This window comes from Sphingomonas floccifaciens, from assembly GCF_042681125.1.
In the GTDB taxonomy this organism is placed as follows: domain Bacteria; phylum Pseudomonadota; class Alphaproteobacteria; order Sphingomonadales; family Sphingomonadaceae; genus Sphingomonas; species Sphingomonas floccifaciens.
Genome location: NZ_JBHUFC010000002.1, coordinates 15,880 through 38,607 on the forward strand (window position 1 = coordinate 15,880; position 22,728 = coordinate 38,607).

Sequence of the window (22,728 nt, forward strand, 5' to 3'; positions counted from 1 at the left end):
ACGTGCTCCCCGGAAATCATGCCATCGATAAGTTAGCTCGTCAGATGGAGACGAGCGATGCGGCGAGGCCGTTTTACCCAGGATCAGATCATAGGCGTGCTGCGTGAGCACGAGGCTGGCGTGAAGACCGCCGAGCTGTGCCGAAAGCATGGCATCAGCGATGCGACCTTCTACAACTGGAAGGCGAAATACGGTGGTATGACCGTGTCGGAAGCGGCGCGGTTGCGCACTCTGGAGGATGAGAACCGGCGGCTGAAGAAGCTGCTGGCGGAGTCGATGCTGGACGTGTCGGCGCTGAAGGATCTGCTGGGAAAAAACTGACCCGGTCTGTGGATCGCTACGCTGCGGTGGAGAAGCTGATGACCGACCACGGCTTCTCCGAGCGTCGCGCCTGCAGGCTGGTCGGGGTCAACCGGTCGGCGTGGCAATATGAGCCGCTTCGCGGAAAGGATGATGCTGTCCGCGAGCGGATGCGCGAGCTTGCCAACGAGCGTCGCCGGTTCGGCTATCGCCGGTCTGCAGTCCTGCTCAGGCGCGAAGGCAAGGGCATGAACCTGAAGAAGGTGTACCGGCTGTATCGCGAGGAGCGGCTGACGGTGCGCAAGCGTGGCGGCCGGAAACGGGCGCTGGGCACGCGGGCGCCGATGGCGATCCCGCAGGGTCCCAACCAGCGCTGGTCTCTCGACTTCGTGTCGGATGCACTGGCCTGCGGCCGGCGGTTCCGCATGCTCAACGTCATCGACGATTACAGCCGGGAGTGCCTCGCGTGTATCGTCGACACCTCGTTGTCAGGTCGGCGTGTCGTCCGCGAGCTCGCCGCCATTGCCGAGCGACGCGGGCTGCCGTGCATGGTGGTCAGCGACAACGGAACCGAACTGACCAGTCATGCCGTTTTGGCCTGGTGCCAGGACACGGGCGTCGAGTGGCATTACATCGCCCCGGGCAAGCCGCAGCAGAACGGCTTTGTGGAATCGTTCAATGGTCGCTTGCGCGACGAATGCCTGAACGAGCACCTGTTCCCCTCGCTGGCTGCGGCGAGACGGATCATCGAGGCATGGCGGACGGACTACAACACCGTGCGTCCGCACAGCAGCCTCGGCGGCATGGCACCCGCCGAGTTTACCAACCGCCCGCGCCACGGGCACGAGGACACCGAAGCTAACCTATCAGCGGCCTGAAAACGGGGAGCACGTCAAGACTGGCGGAGTTTCAGGGGAGCACGTCAAGTCGGAGATAGAGTGCGTCATAATTGAACTAAAATCTCCCAGCAATCCGAGTGCCCTATAGGGTGGTGCACGGGGCACCACCTTCCGATCCGACCTGATCCCAAAATCATTGAAAAACTGGCTGATTTCTGCCATTTTTGACTAATGATTTTCCTTTTTGATCCGATAGCGTCTGACGAGTTCCAGCAGCCTAAAGGGGCCAATTTTGGGGCCAACTGGCTAGCCTGTGAAACGGTGGCCACCAAATGCCGCTGACCGACAAGGCTGTACAGAGTGCGAAGGCTGGTCCTAAGCCACGTAAAATCGCGGACGAGAAGGGGCTGTTCGTTCTCGTTCAGCCTTCCGGCGGTAAGCTTTGGCGGCTAAAGTACCGACACCTTGGCAAAGAAAAGAAGCTGTCTCTAGGGCGGTATCCCGAGGTTTCCTTGAAGGAAGCGAGGGAGCGGCGGGACGCTGCACGAAAAATAATTGCTGATGGGATCGACCCTTCGCAAACCGCCCGCGCCGCAAAAATTGCGGCGGTTCAGCGCGAAGCCATGACGTTTAAGCTGGTCGCCACCGAATACATCGACAAAATTGAAGCCGAAGGCAGGGCGGCGGTTACGGTCAGCAAATCGCGGTGGTTGCTCACGCTCTTGGAGCCGTCAATCGGCCATCTAGCTGTAGACGCGATAACTCCTGCCGAGTTGCTGGCAGCGCTAAGGAAAGTCGAGCGAAAGGGGCATCTGGAAACTGCACGTCGAATGCGTTCGCTCGCGAGCCGGGTGTTTCGATACGCGGTGGCAACGTCGCGGGCAGCCGGCGACCCCGCGTCGGTGTTGCAAGGTGCGCTGACTGCGCCTGTTGTCAAGCATCATGCGGCTTTAATCGAACCCGCAAAGGTCGGCGCATTGCTACGTGCAATCGATGGATACGATGGTCAGCCAATGACCAAGCTAGCGCTAAAACTTGCACCACTCGTACACCTTCGCCCAATCGAACTAAGGACGGCAAAGTGGAATGAGATAGATATCGAGCAAGCAATCTGGCGAATACCCGCATCGAAAATGAAAATGCGAAAGATGCATCACGTTCCTCTATGTAAACAAGCGCTGTCCATCTTAAAAGAGGCTAAATCTCTTACGTCACGTTTTGAATACGTCTTTTCATCCCTTTACCCCGGTACGCGACCAATGTCAGAAAATACGCTGAATGCGGCGCTCCGTAGGCTTGGATACAGCGGGGATGAAATGACAAGTCACGGATTCAAGTCGATAGCTAGTACGCTGTTAAATGAAAGCGGCTTGTGGAGTTCGGACGCCATTGAACGAGCACTTGCCCATAACGACAGGGACACTGTTCGGGCAGCCTATCACCGTGGTCAGCATTGGGACGAGCGTGTGAGAATGGCGCAGTGGTGGGCCGACTATCTCGACGGTCTGCGTAGCTCTATTCCGACATAATCCGTCGTTTTTGGCGTAGGCATGTAGATGGGCAACGCTCAACCTTTCGGACAAAAAATCGTTATTTTGTAGATGCCTAGCGGTCTTTTTATGCGTTAGCGCGGCCATTTCGCTCGCTCGCAACCTAAGGTCCGCTAATTTGTTTGAATGAGCGATTTTACTGAGAGCGCCGCGATCGACCGCATCCTTCGGCGTGCGGAAGTCTGCCAACTCATCGGCCTGTCACGGTCGAGCCTGTACCTAATGATGGAGGAAGGACGCTTTCCGCGTCCTATTCGTCTTGGTCGTCGAGCCGTTGGCTGGAAAGCGCGGGCCGTAGATGAGTGGATTAATCAGCGCGAAATTGCTTGCCGTACCAACGGGTCGTGAGCTTTCGCGTTTCCGATCGCGATCACTGAGCGACGTGTCTTTCCAACCGACAATACCATGCGGACTTCCGCCGATTATCGCCCGGTCTGTCAAAGCCGCGATCTTAAGTGCCCGGCCTACGCTCGCCAATTTCGGCCAGAATAAACACCTTTCTTAATATATTTTGAAATATACCTAAACGCCGAATAAACAAAAATAAACAAGACTGGTGGAAAGAAGCTTTGTAAGAGGGGTTGCAGCCATTTCTCGGCTCGATATTCTGTCTGCACTCGCCCAATTGGCGAGCCAAATAAGGTGAAAAATGAAAAATACCGAGACGCCCCACATTGGGGCGACTGATGCCGCATGCCCAAGCGCGGCAAATGATAGAGTCATTGACTTCGAAACGGTCGAGGTCGTCGACCTTAAAAGCGTGCCATCCGTGAATATGTCGTTGTTGCGTGTCGCTGCATCGGCGGAAGCGGATGCCTTCATCACGACGTTCGCCACCCAACTCTGTCAAGCAGCAGGACCAAAAACACGCTCGACTAAGGCGTATCGAACCGCGTTGGCAGCTATAATAGCGGACCTACTCAAGTCTGCCTCATACGACCCGATACGGCCATGCTACCGTCCTATGGCGTGTGGCGACTTCACCGGCCGCCGCATAGCCTACAAGGCGTTTAAACGGCCAATACGGCACCTTCTGGATAGCGGCTTCATTACTATCGAGAAAGGGTGGTGTGAACCGGGCCGGGTCTTCGCCAAAGAGGGGCAGGTCACCCGCATCTGGGCCACCGCCAGCCTTATTAATTTGCTATCGGAAAGCGGCCTTTGCGCAGATGATTGGCGCCAGCATTTCACGTTGCCGACCAAACCGACCGACTGCGATTTTCCGATCCGATTGAAGGTTACGCGTCCAAAGCGGAAGCCCAACGGTGACCATCCGAAGGCGCAGTATATGGCTTTCGACAAAACCGATCCGAGGGTTGTCGTGCTTGCCAACCTGATGAACGAATTTAACCGCCTCATGGCACCCCACGTACTCGGTGGTGCCGAGCATGACGCATTCTATCGCACGTTCAATTGCGGCGACGATCCCGACTTCGCTTGGAATATGAGTGGTCGGATATATTCGGCCGGCGGGTATCAGAACGTTTCGAAGGCGGATCGAAAGAAGCTGACGATAAACGGTGAACCGGCGGTGGAAGTCGATATTCGCGCTAGCCATTTGACCATCTTGCACGCGCTGGAAGGCGTTCCGCTTCCCAGTGGCGATAATGATCCCTTCGACCTCGACCCCGCTATTCATCGGAAAGTTATCAAGGCTTGGGTAGCGATGACTCTCGGTCATACCGGGTATCACCATATGTGGTCGCCCGATATCAAGGAGCGCCTTGGCGCAGACCTACAGAAGCGGCACCCTGTTCGGACGATCGAAGCTCTTGTAAGAGCAAAAATCCCTTTGCTCGATAAGTGGGAAACTAGCAGCATCCGGTGGCAAAAGCTTCAACATATCGAAAGCGAGATTATCCTGCGTGCCGCATTAGGACTCGTTAAGAATTTCAACTGCCCTTGTTATCCGCTTCACGATTCACTTATCGCTCCGGCTTCTAAGGTTGGAATTGTAAAGCTTAGACTAAAATCCTCATTCCATCATTATCTAGGTATTTATCCTTATCTAAGTGTAGAATGATATATAAAAGAGATAGAGGGAATTTGAAACCATACGAGTTACCCTTGTGAGGTTCATGATGATTCCGGGCCAAAATTAGAAAGGCAAAGGGTGAAAGGTAACTCCGTCCGTCTAAGGGTTACCTACCTCCATAAGTGACCAACTGCTGCCGCGCTGGCATGTACCGCGATAGCTTCGGCTAATCTGTACGTGCCATCACGCTACGGACAGGTCGCCGTTGCTAGCGTTCTGCCCAACACCTGCCCCATCTAACCGTGCGAGTAGGTCGTCGAACGCACCATCATTGTCGTTAGCGCGGTAACAGCGCTTTAGCTTGTCACCGACGATATCTAGGTCGCGTTGGCTATGGCGGCTAACAACCACAACGTCGTCTGCTGCCATGCTACTTGTCCCGCTGTTTCGAAGGCAACGCAGATTAGTGGATACGGTGCCAACCATTCCGGGCGCGATCCGGTTTAATCGGTAGAAAGGCATGGGGGTAGGACAAATTGTGGCGGTGAATGGGTGTTAGAAGCCGCTCGGAAGGCCATAGAGGGCAAGGGTGGCGCTCGGCGGGGGACGGTGTGTCGAAGGTTTGCAAGCGCGCTAAGCAGCATTTGCGCAGGGAATAAGCTCGCCGGTCGAACTGCCCCATTCTGGCACTCTGTGTGGCTTCGTTTGTCGTCAACTTTATTTGCGCTGTGGACCGCCAGCGCCCATTCTGATAACGATCTGTTTAGATTGATGCGCGGAAGGGGCCGCGTAAAGGGGGGAATATGAATTTCACACGGATCACGACGATCGCCGCTTGTGCATTTTTTGTGACAGTTGCAGCGCCCGCTCAGGCAGAAGTCCTCACTTTCGATGATGTAAACACGAACTCTTACGTTTTCCCTGTGGCCAGTTATCAGGGTTTTACGATGACCAATGTTGGCATTGTTAAAGGGTCTTCTCAGGGCGCTGGTTACTCCGCTGGCGTCGTTTCCTCGCCGAACGTTATGTTTAACGGTAACGCAAGTTTGGCGTCGATCTCTTCCGCCTCTGCATTCACCTTGAACAGTGCGTACTTTACTGCGGCTTGGTCGGATCGTGCGGTCACTGTGGCTGGGTTTAACGGCTCTACCCAAGTATTTAGTGAAACGTTCAATGTAGTGAGTTCTGGACCGACGCTCAGGAATTTTAGTTTTGCCCCAATTACTAGCTTTACGTGGGTATCGCCGAATAATTCGGATGGCCTAGGCCATATAGCAATCGATAATTTTACATTTAATGCTGCAAGTGCCGTCCCAGAGCCTACGACGTGGGCTATGATGCTTATTGGCTTCGGGTTCATTGGCTGGTCGCTTCGCCGCGTGAAGCAGGTTGCCACCGTCAACTTTGCCTAAGCGTCCGCGCAGATAATGCAGAGAGCCGTCAGTCGAGAGACTGGCGGCTTTTGTTTTGCCCTAGGAAGTCCGTACAGTGCTGTTTTCCAATTAGGCTAGGCGCGTAGCTAAATTTTCACCATTGGCGCCCTACGCCCTTCAAATCGAAGATTTGGGCATAATGATACAGCAAGGGTTTGCGTGGCGTCACCGGCTAGCGACTGTTCCGGGGTTTTATCGCTACTGATGCTAACACGTTCCCTAACTGGCGCGAACTTGTTAAGCGTTTAGACCGGTCAGCGGAAAGCCAGCCCATCACCGCGTCGTTCGATAGAATATAGCGGCGTTTCAAAGGCGGGCCGTTGCGTGGTTGTGCCCGCTATGCGTACCTGTCGGTAAAACGGAGGTTGCTATGTCCAACACGATTAACGCTGAACTCGCTACCGAGCTTACCGTCGCTTGGCTATCTAACCCATCGACGCGAGCGGGCGCTGAGGACGTAAAGACGTTCCTCGCTTCGATGAATAAGGCGGTAGGCGAGTTAGCATCGCCCGCACTGCCAGCTATAGAAACTGGCGCGCGGACCTATGAACCGGCGGTGTCGGCGCGAAAGTCGCTGGCTAACCCTGACTTCATTGTGTCGATGATCGACGGGAAAAATTATAAGACGTTGAAGCGGCACCTGTCGCGTCACGGATTGACGCCGGACGAGTACCGCGAACGGTTCGGGCTTAAGCCTTCATATCCAATGGTCGCGCCGGCCTATTCGGACGCGCGTAAGGCTATGGCGAAGACGCTTGGGCTTGGCCGGAAGCCCGGTCAGAAGGTGGGTGCAAAGCAGCCCGTAGAAGGCACTGGGGGCGCCGTAGAGAGCAAGGTTGGCACGAAGCGGGGTAAGTCCGTCGCGGAAGCGCGTGCTGCTGCTAAGGCGCATCTGGGCGAAAAAGGCGAGTAATGACGAAGCTAGCGACCAGCGATAGAATGGGAGCCGCATGGAAAAAATAATTGCATGGTTAGAGCTTCACAACGGGCTTTCTGGTTGGGCGCAGTTCATTGGTGCGATGGTTGCGCTAATCGTCACCTATCTCACTGCATTTATGCCAATTTGGCATCGTAAGAGGCAGCTTAAAAAGGCTGGTGGCCGATTGCTAATGAACGGCTACGAAATTTTAGAGAGTTATCATCGTACAACGCCTAATTTTCTACCCGTTTCTTTAACGTTGCGTGGAGGGGCGCTCGCCATTGGCGCCGTGATAGATGAAATAGCGAGATTTCCAATTTATGAATTGGATGACCAAGGTAGTCGCTCTCTAGCTCGAAATTTAATCGCATTGAACGCGACGTTAATAGGGACAAAGCTAGTTTTTGATGATGCTTCCGAGCGCATCGTGGATCGCGAGGCGACCGAAGAAGAGCGTGACCTTATCGTCGAGTTCCTGGCGGCTCGGCTTGATCTAGTGCGAAAAATTCTAAACGGTGAAAATCTCGAAAGACCTATTTGGTCGGACGCTATGAGTGCGGGCAGTTAATCACTTACAACCCTCGCCGTTCCCATCGCGTTCAAGGTATCGACCATAACCGAGGCTTCCGCCCCTAACCGGCGCTGGCCCTACTTTGTGTACAACCACCACGAATGAACAAGTGCAGCAAAAGCCGTAATCGGTCCAATTCGGCGGATCAGCATAGCTAAGAGGGCTTCTCGATAGCGCCCGCGTTTATTGAAGCTCTCGACGAGCTTGTCCTCGCCTTCATTCGGATTAGGTAGACCCAACATATCGCCTTCTCGCGCTAAAATTCTGAACCCGATTACAGACGGGAAGAGAGTTACAGCGCTCGACGATGGTGACCGAGCTAGAGCCGAAGTCCTGCGGACTATGCATCCGATTTTTGACTCGGGATCAAGAGGGCTACACGTCAGAAAATTAAAATATACGCGATTGACTCACGGATTCGCGTCAGGAAAATAATTTGCCGTTATAAGCCAAAGGCTTGCCTAACTTTTGAACATTGATGCCACGACGAATCGCGGTTGAATCGTTCGACAATCAGGCCGCCACAAGCCGCTTGCGAATCATGTTCACGTTATGTTCCAAGGCGGGATGCAAGCCTTAGCCCCCGATCCGCTCGCCAGTGCCGTTTTGAATGCGCCCGCGTGGCAAAGGCTAGGCATAACCGTTCCCGACCGGCGATTGAGGGAGAAGGCCGCACGGGCATTGGCCGTCTCGATTATCAATCAACTCGACCGCGACCAGCCGCCATATGACCCCAGACAGCTAAGCCTGTCGCTGTGACACGATGGGCGCGAACGCGAAGCTGGAAACCTTGCTCGATATCACCGGCAAAGGCGCGAACTTAGAGGTTGGCTGTGCGTGCGGGAACACGTCCGTAATTGACAGCCATAAGACCGCTAGGTGGTTCATGGCGCATAGGTTCGATATGCATCTGGCGCGCATAGGAAAGCGGCTACGGTGTTCGCGCTGCGGGGGAAGGCCAAACCATCTTCGACCCTCGTTTGCGCGACCTACCGCCCCGTCAAGGTTTCCGCGTGATGAGGCGGGATGGGCGCGGTTGATAAAGCGGTTGCGGGATTAGGATCGCTATCGGGGTTGATCCCGCTTCGTCTCTGCATCATCGTAGCCCCGCGTTCTGGCAAAATCCGGGACGTGGGGCTGGTTACCCCACCGATGCTAGGTCCGGTCGAACAGGTTTCGGCCGGGTGCCGTCGTGCTGTCCAAGGACTCGTCCCAAAAGCGACGGGCCTTGCCCTAGCGCTTGGTAACCACACCCGGCTTTTCGCCGGGACGCCCCTAACACAATCTGGGGGCGTGATGACCGATACTGATACCAAGGTTTGTCCTGATTGCGCCGAAACGGTTAAGGCAGCGGCTAAAGTTTGCAAACATTGCGGAAAGCGGTTTGAGGCGACTGTCTACACACAGCCGTTAGCGCGGGCAGATAATACAGAAGAGCTTACTACACGTCAGATCGTAAAGACCGTGTTGGCTGTCCTAGCTATCCTAGGGACGGCTGCCGCTTTTATGATCGCTACCCAGCGTGATCCAAACGCAACGCCGCGAGAATATCTGGCCCTTGAGGAAAAGGGCAAAGAGTACATTCTGCGGGGATTTGTTGATCCGAGTTCGGCGCAATTCAGAAATATGAAGACTACCGAAAACTGCGTAACCGGCGAGGTTAACGGCAAGAATCGAATGGGAGGATATGTAGGTTTTTCGAAGTTCTATTACAACGAACTAACCGGAGTCGGCGGTATCGCTCCCGAAGAGCCGACGTTTCGTACTCTGAATCAGCGCCGAGCAGAAGGACGCGATTCCGTGGCTGAAATGCAAGCGATCAACGAATTTGCGTCGTGGCAGAACAAGGAAGGGGAGTGCTTCTTGGGGTTACAGCCTAAGGGATAAACCCTAAGCCACAGCGCGGCGCTCAACCCGTTGGATAGCCGCCCGCGACACACCATGCCGTTTAGCCAGCACGCCAAGCGACACGCCTTCCTTTCGAGCGGCTACAATCGCCTGTTGTTGATCGCCGGTAAGGGTCTGTGGACGGCCTAGGCGCTTCCCTTCCGCCTTAGCGCGCTGCAACCCTGCCTGAGTGCGCTCTATCAATAGGTCGCGTTCAAACTCGGCAACGGCTGCAATGACGCCCATCGTCATTTTGCCGGCAGCGCTGGTCAGATCGACACCGCCAAGCGCTAAGCAGTGAACGCGGACACCCTCGGCAGCTAGTCGCTCTACGGTCCCACGCACGTCCATCGCGTTTCGCCCGAGCCTGTCGAGCTTCGTGACGATGAGTACGTCTGACGCTTCCAACCGATTCAGAAGCCTCGCGAAGCCATTGCGCTCGATAGCGGCAACAGAACCCGACACGGTTTCGACGACGATGCGCTTGGGATCGATCGCGAAGCCAGCAGTTTCAATTTCGCGCACTTGGTTGTCGGTGGTCTGATCGGTCGTGCTGACGCGACAGTATGCGAAAATTCGGCTCATCTGGTCGGCTCTCTGTATCGAATCGGTAGCTCGATAGTGCCGTTGTAAACTAATGCCGTCGAGTCCTAATTTCGATACAGCATAGGCGTGTGTATCGGAATCGACCGTTTTGGACATGGCTGTGCGATTGGCTGTCGCGCCCCCGTAGTGCTATTTGTTGACTATGAGAATCAACGGGCAGGTGAAGCGCACAAAAGACCAGCACTACGTGCCACAGATGCACCTTCGGCACTTTCGGGGCGATTCCCCAAAAAATATGATTTGGACCTACAGTAAAAGCCGGGGCACAGTGCGTCCCTCTCGGGTGGAGGAAACGGGTTTTAAGAAGAATTTCTACTCAGTGCGTGCCGGAAATGGGGATTACGTCGACGATCTAGACACACTTCTGGGCGGTATCGAAAGCAAGGCAGCACCGGTCTATGAGCGCTTGCTTGCCGGCGAGATACCCGATGGCCAGGATCGCGCAGACTTCGCCGCGTTCGTTGCGACTTGCTATTCTCGTTCTCCAGCGCTCATCAGGGCCTATGCCGAAAGCATTGCTCGTATGGAGGTACTAGAGCTTAGGGTGCGTGCTCAAAATCCGGCGAGCTTCAATCAGCTTATGAATGAATTGGAGCGTGAAACGGGCTGTGCGGTGGAAGATCGGGCCGCCGTAATGAAGTTTATCAATGACCCATCCCGATACAGCATCGGGGTCAGCGAGAAGCTCGGTCTGCGCGCTATCGCCATTGCTGACGAACTGACTCCGATTCTATTCGAGCGGACTTGGAACGTAGTTACAGCCTTGGACGGATACTTCATTACCTGCGACAATCCCGTTTATCGTTGGGTGCCAGCCAACACCGCGCATGCTATTTATGGTGACGGCGGGTTTATGAATGGTCGCGCGGAGATAACGTTGCCGCTGTCTGCGACGAAGATGCTTCTGATAGGCGGTCATACCAGTGAAGGGGGCGATCATGCTATCGGATGGCGTACCTTAGAACAGCTTAACCGCATGCGCGCGGCTAATGCCGAAGAGTTTTTATTTGCAAATTGTAAGGATGACCGCATCGCTACGCTAGCGCACGAATTTTCCAACAGCCGGCCCCGGATGCGAATTGGTATGAAGGCAGCGAACGACTTTGAAGTCAAAGTTCGGCGGTGAGATTACCTAGGGCGTCCATTTGCTGCTGACGCGGCTGGGGTTCGTCAGTGCGGTAGGTGAATGGGGGGGGGCATTGCGGCGACGGCGTAAAGCTTTGCTTCGTCCACGGCGACAATAAAACGGTGTTGGTGCACACCTTGCCTCTAGCCCGCCCACCATCACAAAGCGCCCGACCTGGATTTTCGTTAGGCTGGCGTTTTCCATTCGAACCGGCCGATTTAGGAGTCGCGATCGCCGGTGAATTGTGGAAGCTTCAAGCGTGATTGGAGAGCGTAATATGACAGGCAAGCCGCAAACGCCGAAAAAAGCTTCGGAGCGAGGCTTAAGCAAAGCCCCCCCCGTTGGCGCAGGTGATATGCGACAAGAATACGATGCAAAAGCGTCACTTGGCGAAGCGCTGATTAACTTCATTAAATTGCAAATGGAAACTTTTATTGCCGAGGCCGATATAGCTATAGGCTTTCCTGTCTCAGGAAGAGTTAAAGATTTCGACTTGATCATAGAGAAATCAACACGGAAAAACCTTGATCTTATAAACGTAGACCAATTCCATGATTTTGTTGGTATAAGAGTTGTTCTCTTATTTAAACGCGATATAACAAAATTTGATGAATTTATCAAATCGACATTTGATGTGATAGAATTCGAAGATACGGGCCGCCGATTGTCGGATAATTCGTTTGGTTATCAATCTAATCACTATGTAGTTCATCTTCCCGAGGGGTGGATGAAGATACCTAGTTTGAAAAACCTAGCAAATTTTAAGGTCGAAATCCAGGTGAGGACAATCGCTCAACATATGTGGGCGGCTGTGTCACACAAGCTTCAATATAAGGTTCAGGATGCAGTCCCGTCGGAATTACAACGGGCGATAAACCGGTCGTCTGCGATCTTGGAATTGATTGATTTGGAATTTGACCGGGTTATGGATCAAAGAGAAACGTACGAGGCCGATATTAATATAAACCTGCCTGATAGCCTACCTCTAAACGTCGATGTTGTAAGAAAAGTTATGCAATTATCGCTTCCGAAGGAAAATCAGGTGCGAAGTGACAGACACGACGTTGTTGCTACTGAACTAGGACGGCTGGGCGTAAAGACTGTAGGAGAATTGAAGAAAATAATCGCCGAAAATCTAGAAAGGTCGCTAGAGGTCGATAAGTCGCTATACGATGATAAGGATCTTCATGATTTCACAAGCTCAAAGTTGCTAAGTCTTGGAAAATTCTTAAATGGCACCGGACTAATGAGGCAAATATTAAGGGAGGAATTCGGAATGGAAGCCGTAAGAGATATTATGGTAGATGACGGTGAAGATGATGACTACGATAATGACTGATACAATTGCAATAGACAATTCTTCGAAACAATTTGTATAGCTAGTAGCGCGATAGGCTTATGTTATGCAGAACCTAGTCACATTTAATCAGCTTTACACCGCCAGGCTCAGGCCGGTCCAAAGCTTTACAAAGCGAAGAGGCTAAGCTGCCGCTGACCGTTCTTCTGCATCTTACCTGCCCGGTCCCAAGCTGGTTGGCCGGAACCATCGTAAACGACCTTTGCTTCTGCCGGACTCACCACACTGAGGACGACAACGGTCAAAGCAGGAGTAGATCGAAACAGACTGTCCGCCGTCACCTTAATCTGCACGTCGCCAGCGGCATCGTAGGCGTCGTGGATCGCCTTTGATGGCGGGTTTAAGGTAATACCGAGCGCTTCGGCCGCGACCAGTTCGCCTATCGAAGCGTCCATATGCCCGTCCGGGGTGAAGGGCATGCCGGGGTACATGGCTTTGAGCTCTTCTACAGCGGCGTAGATACCTGCGACGGGTTCGGGGAGTACGATCCTCATACTGCGACTATGCCATCGATTAGTGCGTCCGCAACCGCCGTGGCCCGTCTGCCGTCGCGTGTAATTCGCGGGTCATCGGTTCGGGAAAGCGCAGGGAAAGCCATGAATATCGATGGCGGCACTCTTCATCGTGAAGCGAAACTTTCTACCGGCGGTCAGATTATTTTGGGGGCCACGACGGTGGCCAAGCGATATCCGCTTCGAAAAGTCAGACTATGTTACAACATGTTGGCGATAGGATTCGGGTGCGGCCAGGGGCACCATACTCGTGAAAGCGAGCCTCGTAGCGGACAAAACGGGGCACCATCCCAGGTGCCGAGCTACTCCCTCCCCCGGGGGGCTCCCACTTGACATGTTGGAGAATGTTGCTCAGATGTTCTTGCCGCGTGGATAGCGGGGCAGCAGCATGATCGACATTTCAGACGACGAACGGCGACGCGCCTTCTCGGTGTGGCTGCGGAGCGGTAGGCTGCCATCGGTCAGAAGTGCTGATGGGATAGAGCTTAAATTCAATCCGTGGCATGACACTGAAACCGGACGGTTCACCTTCGCCGGTGCTGGGCGGCATTACGATCAGTGGGGCGGCGGTGGTTTTTCCGGCGGTGGCGGCGGGAAGGGCGGGGGTGGGGGTGCGACCGGATCAGGGGATCGGCCGGCTCGACCATTGCAACCGAGATCGCAGAATTCGGCAAATCACACGACTTCAAAAAGCTCGATGCAGACTGCTTCTCCGAGCAAGCGGCCGGCACCTTCGCAGCCGTCCGCTCGAGGCACATGGACCGGTGGTGGGTTCACGGGAGGTGGCGGTGGTAGCTTTGGTGGGGCGGGAGCATCCGGCACGTGGGGACCCCCCGAGGCGACACGTCGGCCGGTTTCACGCGGTTCGGCGACTGCCATCGGGTTTTCGGATCGTTACGGCGCGACGAACACGGCATCGCCACGACCTGCAATCGCACAAAGCGAGCAATTCCGTACGGTCGTTCGCAACGGCTATACGTATCAGATAGACGCGCGAGAGCGGACACGGAGAGTATCCGGCACGTTGACGGTTGCCGATGCCCCATCGCGGTCTCGTACGTCACAGCGACACGCTGGTGGAGCAGAGCGCCGCACGAGCGACGACGGTGGCCATTACATCGCGGCGCGCTTCAACGGTCCGACCGAGGCGTTCAACCATTTCGCGCAGGATGCCAACTTCAATCGGGGCGGTTATCGCCTGCTCGAGGATGAGTGGGCGCGGGACAAGCGTGCCGGACGGGTGGTTACGGTGAAGATCGTTCCACAATTCAGCGGCGGTTCTGTGCGGCCATCGACGATCAATGTGTGGTGGACAGTCGATGGGGAAAGAAAGAGCGTGAAATTTCCCAACGAACGATCGGAGAAGCGCCGTGGCGGAAACTGAATCGGAACGTCTGCTGAAGGAGATCGGCGGATTGCTGATGGAGGATGGCGAATATCCTTCAGAACCTACGCTGCTCTACGCCCAACTCAATTACAACATGATCGGAGAGTCGATCTTCAAGGAGCTTGGCAATCAGCTCCTTTTTCGGTGGCCGGTGAACGAACGCCTTCCCTACGCACTCCTCGAATTGTGGGAGGCGCAGGACGGTCAGGACCGATGGTCGGAACTGGAATACGTGCTTCGCGACGGCCAATTCGAAGTGGCCTATTTTTACCCGGACGAAATCGATCCGCAGGAAAACGTGATCGAGCGCTGCGAGCGTGCGCTGCGGCGACATTTCGGAGAGAAGCCGATCGTCTACCCACCCTTACCCACGGACGACGAACTTCAGAGCTATGGCTTGTAGGTCACATCCTGTTGGGCGTTTGGCGCGAGATCGAAATTCTTCAATGATTTGAGTGCCCAGTTTTGTTCCCTGTGGGGCACCACTCTGAGGAAATCGCTCAAAAGCGCGGATTTTCACGAGATGATAGGACTGGCCTAGAAACGAGGCTTGGTTTCAGGGTGAGTTGGCGGCACAGAGGCCGTCACCTGCCGGCTCGGACTGCGATTGCGGAGATTGAGCCGTAACTGCGGCATGGGCTGACTGTCGACAGAACCTAAACCGCAAGCGCCTTGAGCGGTGTCGATACATCCGCCAGTCGGTCCGGATCGACCTGCAAACCGGTTTCGACGAGCTTTCGGCCCTGCACGAAATCCTTGACCGAATTGACGCAATCGAGCGCGATGACGCGCCCGGCTTTGAGATAGACGATCGAAAAGCTGCGCGAGGCCGGGTCACCTCGTTCGATCGCCTTGTCGTGTCCGCTCGACAGGCCCACGGTCTGCAGGCGCAGGTCATATTGGTTCGACCAGAACCACGGCGTGGCGTCATAGGACACCGTCTCGCCCAATATCGTCCGCGCGGCGATCGCGGCCTGGTCGCTGGCGTTCTGGACGGATTCGAGCCGAACCCGCGCGCCATCGGCGAAGCGGTTATGGTGCGCGGCGCAGTCGCCGATCGCGAATATGTCGGGCAGGCTCGTCCGGCACTGAGCGTCGACATCGACGCCGTTCGCACCGGCCGCGCCCGCCGCGATCAGCGGCTCGACGGCGGGAATGATGCCGATGCCGACGATCGCCATCTGCGCCGCGACGACTTCGCCGTCCGCCATTCGCACGCCCGCCAGCCGGCCGTCGACATGTTCGAAGGCCTGGACCTGCGCATCGAGCCGCAGATCGACGCCGTGCGCGACATGCTCGGCCTCGAAGAAGCGGGACAGGCGCTCACCCGCCACCCGCGCCAGCACGCGCGGAAGCGCCTCGAACAGGGTCACCTGCTTGCCCAGCTTGGTCAGGACGGCGGCAGCCTCCAGCCCGATATAGCCGCCGCCGACCACGGCGACGCGCTCGACCCGGTCGAGCTTGGCCATCACCGCATCGGCATCGAAGCGCGTGCGCATCGCATGGATGTCGCCGCCGTCGCCACCGGGGCAGGGCAGGCGCCGCGCATGACCGCCCGCAGCCCAGACGAGCGTGCCGTAACCGATCGTCTCGCCGCCCTCGACGGCGACCGTGTGCGCGAGCGGGTCGACGGCGATCACCCGCTTGCCGGTCAACATGCGGACGTCGCGTTCGGCCCAGAATGCCGCCGGGCGGATCTGGATGCGCTCGAAGCTCTTGTCGCCCGCCAGATATTCCTTGGACAGCGGGGGGCGTTCATAGGGGAGTTCCGGTTCCTCGCCGACGATCGCGATCGAACCGGCGAAGCCTTTCTGCCGCAACGTGATGGCGGTCTGCGCCCCGCCGTGGCCGGCGCCGACGATCAGAACATCGAACCTCTGCAAAATCGCCTTCCCTCTCGTTCGCGTGGGCGGTGTCACTTTACCGAGCCGCCTTGCCTGCGTGCCGCAGTCCGTAATCAAGGACCGGTCGGGCGTCCAATCCGGGCGTTGTCTGCAGGTCCTTCACCGCCGTTCGCCCGGGGCGACGTCGAAGGGCCGCCCACCGCCGGGTGCTAAGATTGCGCTTGGAAGAAATGGTGGGAGAGGCTGATCGAAACCGGCCCTAGGTATCGAGGGCGAGCAGGGCGAAGGTCGCCAGCCAATGCTCGCCCATATAGTCGTCGCCCAGATGCGGCAGGCTGGCGGCGAGGTGCTCGTCCGCCGCCGCTGCCGCCCGCGCGGCGACCGGGTGATCGGCCCCGAGCGCCGCGGCGATCGCGCGCCAGCACCAGGCGCGGCTGAGGTTCAGTCCGTCGAGGTGCGCGATCTTGCCGTCGCTACGATCCGACACGACGGCGGGACGGAACAGGGTGGCCGGCTCGCCCGATGCGACGCGCGGCAGGAACGCGTCGAACCAGTCGCGGAACGTCGCGGCGTCGAACACGCGGCTCATCAGCAGCGCTTCGCAGAGGGCGGGCGACAGGAATTCGTCGCCACCCGGCTCCCACGCCGGGCAGTCGCGGTCGTTCGCGAACCATCCGACCGCGGCCCGCGCGATCGCGCGGCGCAGGGGCTGGTCGCGCGTCTCCGCCCAGTCCCACGCCAGCGTCAGCGCGAACGCGATGTTGAAATGCGTGCCAACCCTTAGCGGATAGGTCAGCCGCGGCAGGAAATCGCAGAACCGCGCCGCCAGCGTCGTCGCCAGGGGCTCCAGCGCCGCGCCCCAGGCGGCATCGTGCCGACACGCCTCCTCATGCAGCGCCAGCGCCCAGGCCCAGCCATAGGGCCGCTCGAACGACCCGCGGTTGGGTGCGGTGAAATAGGCGACCTCCCGCGCGACCTTGTCGGCGGTAAACAGCGCGTCGGCCCGCGCGCGCACGTCCCCGGCGACGCTCAGGTCGGGGAAGCGGCGGATCAGCCGGAGCAGCTGCCACCAGCCATGCACGCAGCTGTGCCAGTCAAGGCTGCCGTAGAAGATCGGATGGAGTTCGGCGGGCGACCGCACATCCTCCGGTCCGTTCAGCACATGCAGCAGAACATTCGGATATTCGCGCCCGACATGGCCGAGCGTCAGCGTGGCGAATTGTTCTGCGGTGCTGCGGTCGATCCCGGTCATGCGATCATCGCGTAGAGCAGCACGATGTTGAACGCGAGCAGGGGGAGGGCGGTCGGCACTTGCGCGCGGATGACGCCATATTTGTCCTTCAGGTCGAGCAACACCGCGGGCAGCAGATTGAAGTTCGCCGCCATCGGCGTCATCAGCGTCCCGCAGAAGCCCGCCAGCATGCCGACCGCGGCGACGATCGCCGGGTCGCCGCCTGCCTGCCTGATCAGCAGCGGCACGCCGACCGCCGCCGCCATCACCGGGAAGGCGGCAAAGGCGTTGCCCATAACGATCGTGAACAGCGCCATGCCCAACGCATAGGCCAGCACCGCGCCGATGATGCTGCCGGCGGGAATGACCTCGCCGATCAGGCGTCCGACGACGTCGCCCACCCCCGCCAGCGCGAACACCGCGCCGAGGCTCGCCAGCATCTGCGGCATCACCGCCACCCAGCCGATGTCGTCGATCAGGCCACGCCCGGCCGCGAAGGGCTCGGTCGGGCGGGCCTGGAGCATCAGCCGGGTCAGCACGAGCGCGATCAGCGTCCCGCCGGTCAGCGCGACCAACGTCGCCTGCTTCGGATCGACGATGCCGGGCATCTGCTTGAAGAGCAATGTGCCGGTGAGCGCCGCGGCCGGAATGACCAGCGCGGGGACGAACACCTTCGCGCCATGACGATCCTCGGCCGGCTCGGTCGCGACCGCGCGCCGCATCCGCCCCGACGCCGCGATGCCGACCAGCGCCAGCACCAGCACGCCGTTGGCGACGTCGCCCAGCCGGTCGCCGGCCAGGAACGACAGCGCGATGAGGGCGTGGAAGGCACCGTTCGCCCAGCGCCGGTCGCGCAACGACAGCGCGGCGAAGGCGGCGAAGGTCAGCCCCGCGACGGCATAGACCAGGTTCAGCCCGATCATGCGCCGCGCCCCTTCCGCGCCAGCCGCCGGTCGAGCAGCATCAGGCGGACGCCGTGGATCAGGAACGCGGCGATCGCGGTCGGAATCGCCCAGACCGCGAGCTGGAACGGCTCCAGCACGATGCCGTACCCCTCCAGCACCCCCTTCATCAGCAGGATCGATCCGATCGCGATGAAGATGTCTTCGCCGAAGAACAGCCCGATATTGTCGGTGCCGGCCGCCAGCGCCTTCACCCGCTCGGCCTCGTCGCTGGCGCCCCCGCGCTGGCGTTCTGCCGCGGCCTCCGCCATCGGCGCGACCAGCGGGCGAACGGTCTGCGCCGGCCCGCCGACCGAGGTCAGGCCCAGCGCCGCGGTGATCTGGCGGAACAGCAGATAGCCGATCAGCAATCGCCCCGCGGTCGCACCGCGCAGTCCCGCGACCAGCGAGCGTGCTCGCGCCTGCAGGCCCCGCCGCTCCAGCAGGCCGATCACCGGCAGCACCATGTAGATGGCGGTGACGTAGCGGGTCTCGTTGAACGCATGGCCGAAGGTGGCGAGTACCCGCACCGGATCGAGCCCCGCCGCCAGTCCGGTCACGAGGGCCGACACCAGGATGACCAGCAACGGGTTGAACCGCAGCAGAAAGCCGCCTGCGATGACGACGATGCCTGCCAGGACCAGCATCAGCCAACCTCCCCATATCCGCCGCCGCCCGGCGTCTCGATCACCAGCACGTCCCCGGCCGCCATGTCGATCCGCGCGGTCGACGCGAGCGGCTCGATCGATCCGTCCGCGCGCTCGACGCGATTGACGCCGACCCGCCCGTCCGCGCCGCCGGCCAGCCCGAACGGCGGCACGACCCGGCGGTTGCTCAGGATGCCGGCGCGCAAGGGCGCGAGGAAGCGCAGTCGGCGCACCGTCCCGTCGCCGCCGCGCCATCGCCCGGCGCCGCCCGATCCGCGGCGGATCGCGAACCGTTCGACCAGCACCGGATAGCGCGTCTCCAGCACTTCCGGATCGGTCAGCCGGCTGTTGGTCATGTGCGTCTGGATCGCGTCGGCGCCGGCATGGCCCGGCCCGGCGCCCGCGCCGCCGGCGATCGTCTCGTAATATTGATAGGCCTCGTCGCCGAAGGTCAGGTTGTTCATCGTCCCCTGGCTCGCCGCCATCGCGCCGAGCGCACCGAGCAGCGCGTCGGTGACGACCTGGCTGACCTCGACATTGCCCGCAACGACCGCGGCCGGGGCGCGCGGGTTGAGCATCGACCCCTCCGGCACGATGATCGTCACCGGACGCAGGAAGCCTTCGTTCAGCGGCACCGCGTCGTCGACCAGCAACCGCAGGACATAGAGCACCGCCGCGCGGGTGACGGCTAGCGGCGCGTTGAAGTTGCTCGGCCGCTGTTCGCTGGTACCGGTGAAGTCGATCGTCGCCGTGCCGCCCGCGCGGTCGACGGTCACGCGCACCTCGACGACGGCACCATCGTCGAGCGCATAGCGGAACTGCCCGTCCGACAGCCCTGCGATCATCCGCCGCGCGACCCGCTCGGCATGGGACTGGACATGCGCCATGTAGCGGGTGACGACCGCCGCCGCCTGCTGGCGGGCGAGCTGGCGCAGGCCGTCCGCCCCGCGTGCGCAGGCGGCGACCTGCGCGGCCAGGTCGGCGATATTCTGGTCGATGTTCCGCGCTGGATACGGGCCGTTCGCCAGCAGGTCGCGGATCGCGGCTTCCTGCAACACCCCGCCGTCGACGATCGTCACATCGTCGAACACCACGCCCTCCTCCGCCAGCGTGCGGCTGTCGGGCGGCATCGATCCGGGCGTCGTCCCGCCGACATCGGCATGATGCCCACGCGCCGCGACGAACCAGGCGGGCGCGTCGCCGCCGGCGAAGACCGGCATGATGACGGTGATGTCGGGCAGGTGCGTGCCGCCGCGATAGGGATCGTTCAGCGCATAGACCTGCCCCTCGCGCATCGTGCCGGCGCGCGCGGCGATGACGGTGCGGATGCTTTCGCCCATCGACCCCAGATGCACCGGGATGTGCGGCGCATTGGCGACCAGTGCGCCATCGCCATCGAACAACGCACAGGAGAAATCGAGCCGTTCGCGGATGTTCACCGACGCGGCACTGCGCTGGAGCGCGGCGCCCATTTCCTCGGCGATGCCCATGAACAGGCCGGCGAAAATCTCCAGCCGGATCGGGTCGACCGCGCCGTCCGCGGCGGCCTCCGCGCGCGCCTCGCTCCGGTCGAGCAGCAGCGTGCCGTCCGTCAGAACCCGCGCCCGCCAGCCCGGCTCAACTACTACCGTCGAGACGGGATCGATGATCAGCGCCGGCCCGGCGACGATCGCGCCTACCGCCAGCCCGCCGCGTCGATGTACCGGCGCAGTGCGGGGCGCACCGGCAAGATACATCTCGGCCTGCCCGACCGGATCGGCGGATACGTCGGGCAGGGCGGGGGCGGGAAGGGCCTGTGCCCCGTCGCCCGCGCTCGCCTCGACCCGCAATTGCTCGACCACCAGTCCGTCGTCGCCGACGAAGCCGAACCGTTGGCGGTGCGCCGCCGCGAACGCCGCTGCCATCGCTTCGGGCGTATCCCAGTCGACCGCGATCGTCTGGTCGTTGCGTGCATAACGGATCTGCACCAGCACGGTCGTCCGGCGCGTGGTCACGCCCTGAGCCGCCAGCGCCGCCGCGGCCTCCGCCTCCAGCGCGGCCAGCGCCTCGGTCAGGGCGGCATCGGCCAGCGGCAAGGCGACCGTCGCCTCGCGCACCACGCTGCGTTCCGCGAGACCGATCCCGACCGCCGACAGCACGCCCGCCAGCGGATGGATCAGCACCTGGCCCATCCCCAGCGCATCGGCGACCAGGCAGGCGTGCTGCCCGCCCGCCCCGCCGAAACAGGCGAGCGCATAGGCCGCCGGATCTTCGCCGCGCGCGACCGACACCGCACGGATCGCCCGCGCCATGTTGGCGACCGCGATCCCGACCAGCCCCTCCGCCGCCGCTTCCCGCGCCAATCGCTCGCCGGTCGCCGCTTCGACCTCGTCGAGCAGCGTATCGAGCGCCGCGACCGAGGCCGCCCGGTCGAGCGGCTGATCGCGTCCGGGTCCGAACAGCGCGGGGAAATGTTCGGGCTGCAACTTGCCGAGCACCAGATTGCAGTCGGTTACGGTCAGCGGCCCGCCCCGGCGATAGCAGGTCGGCCCCGGATCGGCCCCCGCCGATGCCGGCCCGACCAGCAACCGCCCGCCGTCGAAGTGACAGATCGATCCGCCCCCCGCCGCGACCGTGTCGATCCGCATCATCGGCACCGCGACGCGCACGCCCGCCAGCACCGCATCCGACCGCCGGTCATAGGCCCCGGCATAGAGCGACACATCGGTCGACGTGCCTCCCATGTCGAAACCGATCACCCGGTCGAACCCGGCCGCAGCCGCGGTCCGCGCCATGCCGACGATCCCGCCGGCCGGCCCCGACAACAGCGCGTCCTTGCCGCCGAACCGCTCGCCCGCGACCAGCCCGCCGCTCGACTGCATGAACAACAGGCCGTCGCCCAGCGACGCCTGCAAGCCGTCGACATAGCGCCCGAGGACCGGCGACAGATACGCATCCGCCAGCGTCGTGTCCCCGCGTGCGACCAGCCGGATCAGCGGCGCAGTGCGATGGCTGACCGAAATCTGCGTGAAGCCGGCGGCGGCGGCGAGATCGGCCAGCGCCGCCTCATGCGCCGGATGCTTCCACCCGTGCACCAGCACGATCGCCACCGCACGCAGTCCCGCCGCATAGGCGCGTCCGAACGCCGCCGCCGCCGCCTCGCGGTCGAGGGGGCGCAGCACGGTGCCATCCTCCGTCACCCGCTCGTCGATCTCGACCACGTCCGCGAACAGCGGTGCCGCCCGGCGGATGGCCCGCGCGAAAATGTCCGGCCGGTCCTGATAACCGATCGTCAGCGCATCGCCGAACCCACGCGTGATCGCCAGCAGCACCGGCTCACCCTGCCGCTCCAGCAGCGCATTGGTCGCGATCGTCGTGCCGATGCGGATCGCGCATTGGGGCAGCGGCCCATCGCCCGCGCCCGTCACCTGCCGGATCGCCGCCTCCGCCGCGTCGTACCGGCGGTCAGGATCGATCGACAGCAATTTCGCCGTCGTCAGCGTCCCATCGGGGCGCCGCGCCACGACGTCGGTAAAGGTGCCCCCGCGGTCGATCCAGAACTGCCATTCGCTCATGCGGCGATGAATGTCATCGATCCACCGCGACGACCAGCCGTATCGACGT

General features: G+C 60.0%; 20 protein-coding genes. 13 read left to right on the plus strand and 7 right to left on the minus strand.

Annotated elements, in window-relative coordinates; translation table 11 throughout:
• Positions 1-57: 57 nt before the first annotated feature.
• The 9 genes from ACFSC3_RS02930 to ACFSC3_RS02970 all read left to right on the plus strand — a co-directional run bounded on the left by ACFSC3_RS02930 (position 58) and on the right by ACFSC3_RS02970 (position 9,474).
• A protein-coding gene (locus tag ACFSC3_RS02930; protein ID WP_380938592.1) for an IS3 family transposase occupies positions 58-1,178 on the plus strand; the annotation gives its coding sequence in 2 pieces (ribosomal slippage) (positions 58-307 and positions 307-1,178; 1,122 coding nt in all).
• Between the two features lie 293 nt (positions 1,179-1,471).
• The gene (locus tag ACFSC3_RS02935; protein WP_380938594.1) at positions 1,472-2,668 is read left to right on the plus strand and encodes a tyrosine-type recombinase/integrase; all 1,197 of its coding nucleotides are present in this window, start codon (positions 1,472-1,474) and stop codon (positions 2,666-2,668) included.
• 147 nt (positions 2,669-2,815) lie between these two features.
• On the plus strand, positions 2,816-3,037 hold the full coding sequence (locus ACFSC3_RS02940; protein WP_380938596.1) for a helix-turn-helix transcriptional regulator: 222 nt from the start codon (positions 2,816-2,818) through the stop codon (positions 3,035-3,037).
• Between the two features lie 301 nt (positions 3,038-3,338).
• The gene (locus ACFSC3_RS02945) at positions 3,339-4,712 is read left to right on the plus strand and encodes a hypothetical protein (protein WP_380938598.1); all 1,374 of its coding nucleotides are present in this window, start codon (positions 3,339-3,341) and stop codon (positions 4,710-4,712) included.
• A 755-nt stretch (positions 4,713-5,467) separates the two neighbouring features.
• Positions 5,468-6,076, plus strand: coding sequence for a PEPxxWA-CTERM sorting domain-containing protein (locus tag ACFSC3_RS02950; RefSeq protein WP_380938600.1), 609 nt, complete (start codon positions 5,468-5,470; stop codon positions 6,074-6,076).
• A 391-nt stretch (positions 6,077-6,467) separates the two neighbouring features.
• A complete protein-coding gene (locus tag ACFSC3_RS02955; RefSeq protein WP_380938602.1) occupies positions 6,468-7,010 on the plus strand; it encodes a Ros/MucR family transcriptional regulator in 543 nt (180 codons plus the stop codon).
• 37 nt (positions 7,011-7,047) lie between these two features.
• A complete protein-coding gene (locus ACFSC3_RS02960) occupies positions 7,048-7,584 on the plus strand; it encodes a hypothetical protein (RefSeq protein WP_380938604.1) in 537 nt (178 codons plus the stop codon).
• 570 nt (positions 7,585-8,154) lie between these two features.
• A complete protein-coding gene (locus ACFSC3_RS02965; protein WP_380939652.1) occupies positions 8,155-8,346 on the plus strand; it encodes a DUF6771 family protein in 192 nt (63 codons plus the stop codon).
• Between the two features lie 537 nt (positions 8,347-8,883).
• Positions 8,884-9,474 (plus strand): zinc ribbon domain-containing protein, encoded by a 591-nt coding sequence (locus tag ACFSC3_RS02970; RefSeq protein WP_380938606.1) that lies wholly within the window; start codon positions 8,884-8,886, stop codon positions 9,472-9,474.
• A gap of 3 nt (positions 9,475-9,477) precedes the next feature.
• Here ACFSC3_RS02970 and ACFSC3_RS02975 read toward each other — a convergent pair whose 3' ends face one another.
• On the minus strand, positions 9,478-10,176 hold the full coding sequence (locus ACFSC3_RS02975) for a recombinase family protein (RefSeq protein ID WP_380938608.1): 699 nt from the start codon (positions 10,174-10,176) through the stop codon (positions 9,478-9,480).
• Positions 10,177-10,222: 46 nt separating this feature from the next.
• Between ACFSC3_RS02975 and ACFSC3_RS02980 the strand changes: the two genes are divergently transcribed.
• Positions 10,223-11,206, plus strand: a complete 984-nt coding sequence (locus tag ACFSC3_RS02980) for a DUF4238 domain-containing protein (RefSeq protein ID WP_380938610.1) — start codon at positions 10,223-10,225, stop codon at positions 11,204-11,206.
• A 277-nt stretch (positions 11,207-11,483) separates the two neighbouring features.
• Positions 11,484-12,545 carry a GTP pyrophosphokinase gene (locus ACFSC3_RS02985; protein WP_380938612.1) on the plus strand — a complete coding sequence of 354 codons (1,062 nt, stop codon included), beginning with the start codon at positions 11,484-11,486 and terminating at the stop codon, positions 12,543-12,545.
• Between the two features lie 125 nt (positions 12,546-12,670).
• Here the strand turns inward: ACFSC3_RS02985 and ACFSC3_RS02990 are convergent, their stop codons facing one another.
• Positions 12,671-13,057, minus strand: a complete 387-nt coding sequence (locus ACFSC3_RS02990) for a DUF6998 domain-containing protein (RefSeq protein WP_380938614.1) — start codon at positions 13,055-13,057, stop codon at positions 12,671-12,673.
• 949 nt (positions 13,058-14,006) lie between these two features.
• Between ACFSC3_RS02990 and ACFSC3_RS02995 the strand changes: the two genes are divergently transcribed.
• A complete protein-coding gene (locus ACFSC3_RS02995) occupies positions 14,007-14,459 on the plus strand; it encodes a DNA/RNA non-specific endonuclease (protein WP_380939653.1) in 453 nt (150 codons plus the stop codon).
• On the plus strand, positions 14,446-14,865 hold the full coding sequence (locus ACFSC3_RS03000) for a hypothetical protein (RefSeq protein ID WP_380938616.1): 420 nt from the start codon (positions 14,446-14,448) through the stop codon (positions 14,863-14,865). Before ACFSC3_RS02995 ends, ACFSC3_RS03000 begins: the two co-directional genes overlap by 14 nt.
• 253 nt (positions 14,866-15,118) lie before the next feature.
• On the opposite strand, the gene ACFSC3_RS03005 is transcribed toward ACFSC3_RS03000, so the two are convergent.
• The 5 genes from ACFSC3_RS03005 to ACFSC3_RS03025 form a co-directional block, all read right to left on the minus strand.
• Positions 15,119-16,348, minus strand: a complete 1,230-nt coding sequence (locus tag ACFSC3_RS03005) for an NAD(P)/FAD-dependent oxidoreductase (RefSeq protein ID WP_380939654.1) — start codon at positions 16,346-16,348, stop codon at positions 15,119-15,121.
• 217 nt (positions 16,349-16,565) lie between these two features.
• Positions 16,566-17,558, minus strand: coding sequence for a DUF2891 domain-containing protein (locus tag ACFSC3_RS03010; protein WP_380938618.1), 993 nt, complete (start codon positions 17,556-17,558; stop codon positions 16,566-16,568).
• A complete protein-coding gene (locus tag ACFSC3_RS03015; protein WP_380938619.1) occupies positions 17,555-18,460 on the minus strand; it encodes a DUF979 domain-containing protein in 906 nt (301 codons plus the stop codon). The genes ACFSC3_RS03010 and ACFSC3_RS03015 overlap by 4 nt, the downstream gene beginning before the upstream one ends.
• Positions 18,457-19,125, minus strand: a complete 669-nt coding sequence (locus ACFSC3_RS03020) for a DUF969 domain-containing protein (RefSeq protein WP_380938621.1) — start codon at positions 19,123-19,125, stop codon at positions 18,457-18,459. The genes ACFSC3_RS03015 and ACFSC3_RS03020 overlap by 4 nt, the downstream gene beginning before the upstream one ends.
• Positions 19,125-22,679, minus strand: coding sequence for a hydantoinase B/oxoprolinase family protein (locus ACFSC3_RS03025; RefSeq protein WP_380938623.1), 3,555 nt, complete (start codon positions 22,677-22,679; stop codon positions 19,125-19,127). Before ACFSC3_RS03025 ends, ACFSC3_RS03020 begins: the two co-directional genes overlap by 1 nt.
• Positions 22,680-22,728: the final 49 nt, after the last annotated feature.

What these genes read in the sequence shown, in the direction of transcription:
- ACFSC3_RS02935 (WP_380938594.1), top strand. Translation starts at nt 1,472, where the DNA reads ATGCCGCTGACCGACAAGGCTGTACAGAGTGCGAAGGCTGGTCCTAAG.
- ACFSC3_RS02940 (WP_380938596.1), top strand. Translation starts at nt 2,816, where the DNA reads ATGAGCGATTTTACTGAGAGCGCCGCGATCGACCGCATCCTTCGGCGT.
- ACFSC3_RS02945 (WP_380938598.1), top strand. Translation starts at nt 3,339, where the DNA reads ATGAAAAATACCGAGACGCCCCACATTGGGGCGACTGATGCCGCATGC.
- ACFSC3_RS02950 (WP_380938600.1), top strand. Translation starts at nt 5,468, where the DNA reads ATGAATTTCACACGGATCACGACGATCGCCGCTTGTGCATTTTTTGTG.
- ACFSC3_RS02955 (WP_380938602.1), top strand. Translation starts at nt 6,468, where the DNA reads ATGTCCAACACGATTAACGCTGAACTCGCTACCGAGCTTACCGTCGCT.
- ACFSC3_RS02960 (WP_380938604.1), top strand. Translation starts at nt 7,048, where the DNA reads ATGGAAAAAATAATTGCATGGTTAGAGCTTCACAACGGGCTTTCTGGT.
- ACFSC3_RS02965 (WP_380939652.1), top strand. Translation starts at nt 8,155, where the DNA reads ATGCAAGCCTTAGCCCCCGATCCGCTCGCCAGTGCCGTTTTGAATGCG.
- ACFSC3_RS02970 (WP_380938606.1), top strand. Translation starts at nt 8,884, where the DNA reads ATGACCGATACTGATACCAAGGTTTGTCCTGATTGCGCCGAAACGGTT.
- ACFSC3_RS02975 (WP_380938608.1), bottom strand. Translation starts at nt 10,176, where the DNA reads ATGTCCAAAACGGTCGATTCCGATACACACGCCTATGCTGTATCGAAA.
- ACFSC3_RS02980 (WP_380938610.1), top strand. Translation starts at nt 10,223, where the DNA reads ATGAGAATCAACGGGCAGGTGAAGCGCACAAAAGACCAGCACTACGTG.
- ACFSC3_RS02985 (WP_380938612.1), top strand. Translation starts at nt 11,484, where the DNA reads ATGACAGGCAAGCCGCAAACGCCGAAAAAAGCTTCGGAGCGAGGCTTA.
- ACFSC3_RS02990 (WP_380938614.1), bottom strand. Translation starts at nt 13,057, where the DNA reads ATGAGGATCGTACTCCCCGAACCCGTCGCAGGTATCTACGCCGCTGTA.
- ACFSC3_RS03010 (WP_380938618.1), bottom strand. Translation starts at nt 17,558, where the DNA reads ATGACCGGGATCGACCGCAGCACCGCAGAACAATTCGCCACGCTGACG.
- ACFSC3_RS03015 (WP_380938619.1), bottom strand. Translation starts at nt 18,460, where the DNA reads ATGATCGGGCTGAACCTGGTCTATGCCGTCGCGGGGCTGACCTTCGCC.
- ACFSC3_RS03020 (WP_380938621.1), bottom strand. Translation starts at nt 19,125, where the DNA reads ATGCTGGTCCTGGCAGGCATCGTCGTCATCGCAGGCGGCTTTCTGCTG.
- ACFSC3_RS03025 (WP_380938623.1), bottom strand. Translation starts at nt 22,679, where the DNA reads ATGAGCGAATGGCAGTTCTGGATCGACCGCGGGGGCACCTTTACCGAC.